The organism is Streptomyces sp. LS1784, assembly GCF_020103755.1.
GTDB lineage: Bacteria > Actinomycetota > Actinomycetes > Streptomycetales > Streptomycetaceae > Kitasatospora.
In genome coordinates, this window is sequence record NZ_JAHSQD010000337.1 from 1 (window position 1) to 9,120 (window position 9,120).

The following is a 9,120-nucleotide window of genomic DNA, read 5'->3' on the forward strand; positions in this document are numbered from 1 at the left end:
TCACCCGGACGCCGGAGCCGGGCCCGCAGCGGGTCCGGCGGGCGGCCCGGGTGCTCGGCTCCCGGCTGCGCTCGGCGCCGCTGACGCTGACCCTGCTGGCCGGGCTCTGGCTGCTCGGCGCGGCCACCGACAGCCTGGGCCACGGCCCGTCCGACCGGCTGCTGGAGAGGGCCGGGATCGGCCTGTCCACGCTGGCCGAGGGCCACTGGTGGACGCCGGTCACCTCGATGTTCTGGTGCTCGGGCAGCGGCTCGTACGTGTTCACCAGCCTGCTGCTGCTCCTGGTCGGCCCCGCCGCCGAGCACCGGCTCGGGTGGCCGCGCACCCTCGCGGTGCTGGTCGGCGGGCAGGTCGTCGGCACGCTGCTGGGCACCGCGCTGGTCGCGTTCGGCTCCTCGGCGGGGGAGCAGTGGACCGCCTCGGTGGCCGACCAGATCTCGGTCGGCCCCGGCGTCGGCGTGTTCGCGCTGGCCGGGGTGCTCGGGTACCGGCTCACCGTGCTCTGGCGCCGCCGGCTGCACCTGCTGGTGCTGCTCGGTCCGCTGGTGATGACGTTGTACGTGGGCCACCTGCAGAGCGTCCAGCGGTGCGCCGCCGCGCTGGTCGGGCTCGGCCTGGGCGCGCTGGTCAGCCGGGGCCGCCCGCACCTGCGCACGCACCGCTCCTCGCACTCCGAGACCCGGGTGCTGGTCGCGCTCTGCCTGGTCGCCGCCGCCTTCGGGCCCCTGCTCGCCTCGCTGTACGACAACGCCACCGGGCCGTTCAACACCTTCTCCGAGCTGTACTTCTCCCACCGGCTCAGCCCGGACGAGGTGGCCGACTTCTGCGCGCTGTCGGCGCACGACTGCGCCCGCGCGCACGCCGTCGTCCGGATCTTCGACACCCCGGGCCGGATGATGGCCGCGCTGTTCCCGGCGCTGCTGCTGGTGCTCGCCGAGGGGCTGCGCCGGGGACTGCGGTTCGCCTGGCTGGTCACCGTGGCCACCGAGCTGCTCTGGGCGGCGCTGCTGTGCTGGCTGTACCTGGACGCCGGGCCGGTCAGCCGGGACGTGGTGCAGTACTTCGTCGAGGCGCTGCTGCTGCCCCTGCTGACCACCGTCCTGCTGGTGGCCACCCGCAAGCGGTTCCTGCTGCGGCTGTCCGGCCGCTCGGTGCGCCGGCTGGCCCTGGTGCTCGGCGGCGCGGCGCTCGCCTCCGCGGCCGCCTACGTGGGGCTCGGGCGGCTGGTGGCCGGGCAGTTCGAGCCGGGGGCGACCGCCCGCCGGCTGGTGGCCGGGCTGCCGGCCCAGTTCCTGCCGCCCGCGTACAACGACCTGCTGCCGGACTACCCGATCGCGGTCGGGCCGGTGGCGCGCTTCCTGGAGACGTACTGCGGGCTGGCGTTCTGGGCGGTCGCGCTGGCCGTGCTGCTGTCGGTCTTCCGGCGTCCGGTGCTGCACACCGACGCGGCGGCGGCCGGCCGGGCGCGGGCGCTGCTGACCGAGCACGGCGGCGGGACGCTCTCGTTCATCGCCACCTGGGACGGCAACCACTACTGGTTCGACGAGCAGGGCCGGACGGCCGTCGCCTACCGGGTGGTGGGCACCGTCGCGCTGACCACCGGCGACCCGTTCGGCGCGCCGGAGGACCGGGCCCGGGCCGTGGCCGGCTTCGCCCGGTACTGCGACGCGCGCGGCTGGACGCCGTGCTTCTACAGCGTCTGCGGCGAGACCAGGGCCGCCGCCGCGCAGCTCGGCTGGCGCTCGGTGCAGGTCGCCGAGGACACCGTGGTGCCGCTGCCCGAGCTGGCCTTCACCGGCCGCAAGTGGCAGGACATCCGCACCGCCCTCAACAAGGCCGGCAAGCAGGGCATCTCCGCGGAGTGGTGGTCGTACCACGAGGCGCCGCTCGCGCTGCGGGAGCAGATCCGGGCGATCTCCGAGGAGTGGGTCTCCGAGAAGGGCCTGCCGGAGATGGGCTTCACGCTCGGCGGGCTGGAGGAGCTGGACGACCCGGACGTGCGGGTGCTGGTCGCGGTGGACGAGCAGCGGACGGTGCACGGGCTGACCAGCTGGATGCCGGTGTACGAGGACGGCGTGCCGGTCGGCTGGACGCTGGACTTCATGCGCCGGCGCTCGGACGGGTTCCGCGGCGTCAGCGAGTTCCTGATCGCCTCGGCCGCGCTCGGTTTCAAGGAGGAGGGCGCGCGCTTCCTGTCGCTGTCGGGCGCGCCGCTGGCCCGCACCGGGCAGGGCGAGGAGCCCACCGGGCTGCAGCGGATGCTGGACTGGATGGGCAAGGTGCTGGAGCCGGTGTACGGCTTCCGGTCGCTGCTGGCGTTCAAGGCGAAGTTCCAGCCGGAGTACCGGCCGATGTACATGGCGTACCCCGACCCGGCCGCGCTGCCCGGCATCACCAGGGCGATCGGCAAGGCGTACCTGCCGCACCTGACGGCGGCACAGGGCGTGCGGCTGATGCGCAAGCTCTCGGGCTGAACCGCCCGGGGCGGGCGGGCGACCGTACGGGCTTCCCGGGCCCCGGACCCGGGTTGCCGAGGAGTCACCGAGTGGGCGAACGGCAGCCCGGAAGCGCGGGGGCGCTCCCGGACGCCTGCGCCCGTCAGCCGAGCAGCTGGGCGAGCGCGCGGTCGGCGTCCAGGTGCAGGTGCTCCTCGCCCTCGGGGACGAGCAGCCGGCTGCGCCACAGGAAGCGGCGCAGGTCGGCGGTGTCGAACTGGAGCAGCGCGGTGCCCTCGGGGGCCCGCAGCTCGATCATGGTCCGCCGGCCGACCGCGGGTCGGACGTGGACGTCGCCGACGCCGGCCGGCAGCTCGATGCCGGCCGAGAGCAGCTGGCGCGCGAAGATCCAGACGATGTCCTCGCTGTCCCGGTGCTCGGCGGCGTCGTCCAGGGAGAACTCGGCGGGGAAGGCCATCCGGACGGCCAGCGGGTCCTCCGTCAGGTAGGACAGCACCACCCGCAGCCGGACGGAGCGGTGGGCGGAGAGGATCAGGCGGGCCTGGACGGTCTCTTCGGCGGTGCGCACGGGCGGGTCCCTTCGGTTCGGTGCGAGGCCGCGCTAGGGCAGGTGGGGGTTGGTGCGGCCTCACCCTGGTGAGAGTCCCGGGGCCCGCGGTGATTACCCGGTTCCACGAGGTATTCGACGTGATCCGGGTCACATCGATTTCCGGCCGTGCGGGCCCGGCTCGGAGGCTCGCCTGGAGGCCCGAGCGGCGCCGGGCCGGTACGCTGGGCGGGTTGCCCGATCGCCGCCCGACCGCGGGGCGAGGCCGAAAAACCGCCTCTGACCTGCGATGATCCCCCTCGGAGACCGTGAGTACTGCCGCCGCCTCCTCGATGCCGCTGTTCTCCGACGTATCGGAGCCGCAGGCGCCCGTCCGGTCCGTCGGCCACGCCGCGCCCGCCGGCTCGCACCACCTCTCCCCGGCCTTCCCCGGCCGCGCCCCCTGGGGCACCGCGGGCAAGCTGCGGGCCTGGCAGCAGGGTGCGCTGGACAAGTACATCGAGACGCAGCCGCGCGACTTCCTCGCGGTCGCCACCCCGGGCGCAGGCAAGACCACCTTCGCGCTCACCCTGGCCTCGTACCTGCTGCACAACCACCTGGTGCAGCAGGTGACCGTGGTCGCGCCGACCGAGCACCTGAAGAAGCAGTGGGCCGAGGCCGCCGCGCGGATAGGCATCCGGCTGGACCCGGCGTACTCCTCCGGGCCGCTGTCCCGGGACTACCACGGCATCGTGGTCACCTACGCGGGCGTCGGGGTCAACCCGATGCTGCACCGCAACCGGACCGAGGCCCGCAAGACCCTCGTGATCATGGACGAGATCCACCACGCCGGTGACTCCAAGTCCTGGGGCGAGGCCTGCTTCGAGGCCTTCGAGCCGGCCACCCGCCGGCTGGCGCTGACCGGGACGCCGTTCCGCTCGGACACCAACCCGATCCCGTTCGTGGCCTACGAGGCGGGCGGCGACGGCATCCGCAAGTCCGTCGCCGACTACACCTACGGGTACGGGCACGCGCTGGCCGACCACGTCGTCCGCCCGGTGATCTTCCTCAGCTACAGCGGCAACATGCGCTGGCGCACCAAGTCCGGCGACGAGCTGGAGGCCCGGCTCGGCGAGCCGATGACCAAGGACCTGATCGCCCAGGCCTGGCGCACCGCGCTGTCCCCGCAGGGCGAGTGGATCCCGGCCGTGCTCCAGGCCGCCGACCGGCGCCTCACCGAGGTCCGCAAGGCGATCCCGGACGCCGGGGGCCTGGTCATCGCCACCGACCAGAACGTGGCCCGCGCGTACGCCAAGATGCTGCGCGAGATCAGCGGCGAGAAGGTCACCCTGGTGCTCTCGGACGAGGCCGAGGCGTCCAAGCGGATCTCCGACTACGCGGAGGGGACCTCGCGCTGGATGGTCGCGGTCCGCATGGTGTCCGAGGGCGTCGACGTGCCCCGGCTCTGCGTCGGGGTGTACGCGACCTCGATCTCCACCCCGCTGTTCTTCGCCCAGGCCGTCGGCCGCTTCGTGCGTGCCCGCAAGCGCGGCGAGACCGCCTCGGTGTTCCTGCCGACCATCCCGCTGCTGCTGGGCTTCGCCAACGAGATGGAGCTCCAGCGCGACCACGTGCTGGACCGGCCGAAGAAGGAGGGCGAGGGCCTCTTCGACGAGGAGGACCGGCTGCTCGCCGAGGCCGAGCGCGCCAACGACGGGCCGGACGGCGCGGGCGGCGAGGAGTTCTCCTACGAGGCGCTGGGCTCCGACGCGGTCTTCGACCGGGTGCTGTACAACGCCATGGAGTTCGGCATGCAGGCCCACCCGGGGAGCGAGGAGGAGGAGGACTACCTCGGCATCCCGGGCCTGCTGGAGCCGGACCAGGTGCAGATGCTGCTCCAGAAGCGCCAGCACCGGCAGATCCAGCGCAGCAAGACCAAGCCCGCCGAGGAGGCCGACCTGCTGGAGCTGCCGGCCGAACAGCGGCCGGTGGTCACCCACCAGGAGCTGCGGGAGCTGCGCAAGGAGCTGAACGCGCTGGTGGCCGCCTGGCACCACCGCACCAGCCAGCCGCACGGCACCATCCACAACGAGCTGCGCCGCCAGTGCGGCGGGCCGCTCACCGCGCAGGCCACCGCGAACCAGCTCAAGGCGCGGATCGCGAAGATCCGGGAGTGGGCCAAGTAGCGGAGCCGGAAGCGGGCGAAGGGGCGCCCGGCGGAGCCGGAAGGCGGCGAAGGGACGCTCCGGCGGACGGCGCGCCCCCGGTCGTGTCCGGACGCCCCGTCCGCTCCGGCGCGTCCGGACATCGGACCGAGGGCGCGCCCGCGCCCTGACGCACCCGGTGGATCGCGGGGGTTTGTCCGGAATCCGAGGCGGCGTTGAAGCCGATCACGCCCGAATTTTGGACAACCACTTCCGTCGCGTCATTTCCTTCACTAGCTTTCCCCCACGCTCTTCCGCCGGGTAACCCCCGCGGGACGGCGCCGCAGGGCCGTGCGCGTCAAGGGCGACGCAGTGCGGCCCGAGCGCGGCCACCCCCACCTGCGCGCGACACCGGCCTTGGAACGGCGCCGCCCGCCGCGAGCGCCGCGGAAAGGATTGCCCGTCGTGACTGCCGAGACCTCCCAGACCCTGGACCGCGGCGTCCGGGTCCTCAAGCTCCTCGCCGACTCCGAGCGGGGGCTCACCGTGACCGAGCTGGCCGCCCGGCTGGCCGTCAACCGGACCGTGGTCTACCGGCTGCTGGCCACCCTGGAGCAGCACGGCCTGGTCCGCCGGGACATCGGCGGACGCGCCCGGGTGGGCCTCGGCGTGCTGCGGCTGGCGCACCGGGTGCACCCGCTGCTGCGCGAGGCCGCGCTGCCGGCCCTGCGCAGCCTCGCCGAGGACCTCGGCGCCACCGCCCACCTGACCCTGGTGGACGGCAACGAGGCGCTGGCCGTCGCCGTGGTCGAGCCCAGCTGGACGGACTTCCACGTCGCCTACCGGACCGGCCTGCGCCACCCGCTCACCGAGAGCGCGGCCGGCCGGGCGATCCTGGAGGCGCGCACCTTCCCCAGCCAGCGCCGGCCCGAGCAGGGCTTCGTCATCACCCGCGCGGAGGAGCAGTCCGGAGCGAGTGGGGCGGCCGCCGCGCTGGTCGGACTGAGCGGCATCGAGGGCAGTGTCGGCGTGGTGATGCTGAACGGCATGGTGCCCGAGCGGGTCGGCCCCCGCGTGGTGGAGGCGGCGACCGAGGTGGCCGACGCCCTGAGGTAGCGCCCGCGCACGGTGTCGGGTGTGTTTGGATTCCCCTTGTGTCCGACACCAAGCTCCCCAAGGCCCTCACCTCCCCGCGGACCCGCGCGCTCACGCTGTGCGGCGCGCTGGTCGCCGCGCTGTTCGGCGTGGCCGCCTTCGTCCCGCTGCCGTACACCATCACCTGGCCGGGCCTGACCGCGGACACCCTGGGCACGTTCGAGGACAGGCCGGTGATCACCATCACCGGGGCGCCGCTGCGTACCACCGAGGGCGAGCTGCGGATGGTCACCATCACGGCGACCAACGCGGGGCAGAAGAACTCCTTCTGGCGCTCGATGCAGGCGTGGTTCGACCCGAAGGAGGCGGTGCGCCCGACCGAGACGGTCTACCCGGAGAGCAACCCGGTGAAGGCCGACGAGGCGACCGCCCTGCAGATGGCCGAGTCGCAGGACGCCGCCACCGCGGCCGCGCTGAACTACCTCCACCTGTCGCCGGACCAGGTGAAGGTCAAGATCGACCTGGGCGCGGTCGGCGGCCCGAGCGCCGGCCAGATGCTGGCGCTGGGCATCGTCGACAAGCTGGCCGGCGACGGCAAGGGCGGCGACCTCACCGGTGGGCGCACCGTCGCCGGCACCGGCACCATCGACCCGGACGGCACCGTCGGCCCGGTCGGCGGCGTCCCCCTGAAGACGCAGGCGGCCGCCCGGGACGGTGCGACGGTGTTCCTGCTGCCCAAGGACGAGTGCACGGACGCCAGGGTGAACACCCCGAAGTCGCTGCAGCTGGTGCCGGTCGGCACCCTGAGCGAGGCGGTCTCCGCCCTCCAGGCGCTCAACAGCGGCGGCAGCGTCCCCTCCTGCTGACCGGGCCTCCCCCCGCACGAGGTCGGCCCGGCCGGCGGGGTCGGATCCCGAAGGCCGCCGCGGCGAAGTCGTCGCCCGTCCGGGTGCGCAGCTGGGCGGCGATCCCGGCCGGCCGGTGGGCCTGGGCCATCGGCAGGGAGACCGAGATCGCGCCGATGCCGTTGCCCTCGACGATCGGCACCGCCGCCCCCGCCGTGCCGAGCGCGTACTCTCCCCCGGCCTTCGGCCGGGAGGTGCCCCCGGGAACCGGGTGATCGGGACGGCCCGCCGCGGGCCCTGGCGCGGCAGCAGCGGCAGGCGTGCCGGGTCCCGCAGGGCGTACGGGGTGAACGGCACCATCGGGTAGCGGGCCAGGTGGGCCCGGCGCTCCCCGGCGGTCATCAGGGCCGGCAGGGTCTTGCCGGCCGCCCGGATCCTGCTACTCGGCGGCGGCCTGGTCCACCAGCGGCAGGATCCGGTACGGCACCGGGTTCTCCAGCACGATCGCGGTGGACGAGCGGACGATCCCGTCGAAGCCCAGCACCCGGTCGATCACCCGCTGCAGATCGGCGTTGGACCGGGCCACGATCCGCACCAGCATGTCCCCGATCCCGGTGATGGTGTGCAGCTCCAGCACCTCCGGCACGCTCGCCAGGTGCGCCCGTACGTCCGCGCCCTGGCCCTGGGAGATCTCCAGGGTGGCGAAGGCCGTCACCGGGTAACCGATCGCCGCCGGGTCCACCTCCGGGCCGAAGCCGCCGATCACACCCTTGGCCTGGAGCCGGTCCAGCCGGGCCTGCACGGTGCCCCGGGCGACCTGCAGCCGGCGCGAGCACTCCAGCACCCCGATCCGGGGCTCCTCGGCGAGCAGCCGGATCAGCCGGCCGTCGAGGGCGTCGATGGCGTCGTTGGTGCTGCCCGCCGGGGAGGTGGAGGCGCCTTGCGGGGTGGCGGAGTTGGGCGAGCCGGGGGAGCTCGGAACGTGGGCGGGGGGCATCGCGGCACCGTCCTGTGGTGGGCATTCTGTACAGCGGCGCGGCCGATTCTTCCGCTCCGGGGCACAGCTTGACCAGGAGGAAACGGAACAGTTGCGCGCAGGTCGGCCCGGCGCCACCCTCCAGCCACACCCCCGTGCGCAGGGCCCCGTCCCGGGTGCCCGGGGGCGGCCACGATGGTCCGTACGCCTACCGGGAGGGCAGTCATGACCGACACCGCCGCCGAAGTCACCCTGTTCGGGGCAGGCCTCGTACCGGACCCGGCGGAGGCGGGGCCGCTGCCGATGGGCCGCGCCGACGCGGTGGTCTTCGCGGTCGCCGACGCCGAGCGGGCGGCCCGCCGCTACTGCGCCGCGCTCGGGCTGCGCTGCACCGCGTACGCCGGGCCGGAGACCGGTGAGCCGGAGACGCTCTCGTACGTGCTCGCCGCGCCGGGGACGCGGATCGTGCTCACCTCCCCGGTGCGGACCACCGGCCCGCGCGGCCGGGAACTGGCCGCGTACCTGGACCGGTACGGGGACGGGGTGCTGGACCTCGCGGTGAGCGTGCCGGACGCCTACTACGCCTACGACTACGCGGTGGACCGGGGCGCGCTGTCGCTGGCCGAGCCGCACGAGGTGCGGGACGACTACGGCGCGGTGGTGCTGGCCACCATCGGGGTGCCGGGCGGGACCCGGCACACGCTGGTGGACCGGGCGGGGTACGTGGGGCCGTACCTGCCGGGATACGTCCCGTGCGACGGCCTCTGACGGATCGCCTGGGGGCGGGACGGCCCGCTAACGGATCGCCGTCTCCACGATCGGCGGGTGGCCGTTCCAGGAGGCGAAGACCGAGTTGGCCTCGTCGCCCCGGGTGAAGTCGACCCGCAGCCACTGGCCGTCGGTCCACACCTGCATCTGCCAGCCCGGGTCCGGGGTGGCGGAGACCAGGGTGGCCCGGTCCGGCTTCAGGTCCAGCGCGACCTTGCCGCCCGGGATCGGGTAACTCCTCACCGTGGACGTCGCGGTGGCGGTGGGGGCGGGCCGGCGGGTGGGCGGCGCGGCGGTGGTGACGGGCGCC

Annotated in this window: 7 protein-coding genes and 1 pseudogene; 5 read left to right on the plus strand and 3 right to left on the minus strand. The window is 74.3% G+C overall.

Annotation, left to right across the window (positions count from 1 at the left end; translation table 11 throughout):
* The coding region (locus tag KS423_RS29770; RefSeq protein WP_224282876.1) for a phosphatidylglycerol lysyltransferase domain-containing protein at nt 1-2,474 on the plus strand (2,474 nt) is incomplete at its 5' end.
* A gap of 124 nt (nt 2,475-2,598) precedes the next feature.
* On the opposite strand, the gene KS423_RS29775 is transcribed toward KS423_RS29770, so the two are convergent.
* Entirely contained in the window at nt 2,599-3,024 is a 426-nt protein-coding gene (locus tag KS423_RS29775; protein WP_224282877.1) for an SsgA family sporulation/cell division regulator, read from the minus strand.
* A gap of 311 nt (nt 3,025-3,335) precedes the next feature.
* On the opposite strand from KS423_RS29775, the gene KS423_RS29780 reads away from it, so the two are divergent.
* From KS423_RS29780 to KS423_RS29790, 3 genes are all read left to right on the plus strand, one after another.
* On the plus strand, nt 3,336-5,168 hold the full coding sequence (locus KS423_RS29780; RefSeq protein WP_224282881.1) for a DEAD/DEAH box helicase: 1,833 nt from the start codon (nt 3,336-3,338) through the stop codon (nt 5,166-5,168).
* A gap of 423 nt (nt 5,169-5,591) precedes the next feature.
* Nucleotides 5,592-6,242, plus strand: a complete 651-nt coding sequence (locus tag KS423_RS29785) for an IclR family transcriptional regulator (RefSeq protein ID WP_049654777.1) — start codon at nt 5,592-5,594, stop codon at nt 6,240-6,242.
* Between the two features lie 38 nt (nt 6,243-6,280).
* Complete coding sequence (locus KS423_RS29790; protein WP_224282878.1) at nt 6,281-7,087, plus strand: S16 family serine protease; 807 nt, start codon at nt 6,281-6,283, stop codon at nt 7,085-7,087.
* 418 nt (nt 7,088-7,505) lie between these two features.
* Here KS423_RS29790 and KS423_RS29795 read toward each other — a convergent pair whose 3' ends face one another.
* Nucleotides 7,506-8,063, minus strand: a complete 558-nt coding sequence (locus KS423_RS29795) for an Lrp/AsnC family transcriptional regulator (RefSeq protein ID WP_224282879.1) — start codon at nt 8,061-8,063, stop codon at nt 7,506-7,508.
* A 204-nt stretch (nt 8,064-8,267) separates the two neighbouring features.
* Between KS423_RS29795 and KS423_RS29800 the strand changes: the two genes are divergently transcribed.
* The gene (locus KS423_RS29800; RefSeq protein ID WP_224282880.1) at nt 8,268-8,810 is read left to right on the plus strand and encodes a VOC family protein; all 543 of its coding nucleotides are present in this window, start codon (nt 8,268-8,270) and stop codon (nt 8,808-8,810) included.
* A 27-nt stretch (nt 8,811-8,837) separates the two neighbouring features.
* Here the strand turns inward: KS423_RS29800 and KS423_RS29805 are convergent.
* Nucleotides 8,838-9,120 (minus strand): annotated as a pseudogene (locus tag KS423_RS29805) (hypothetical protein); the annotation flags it as partial.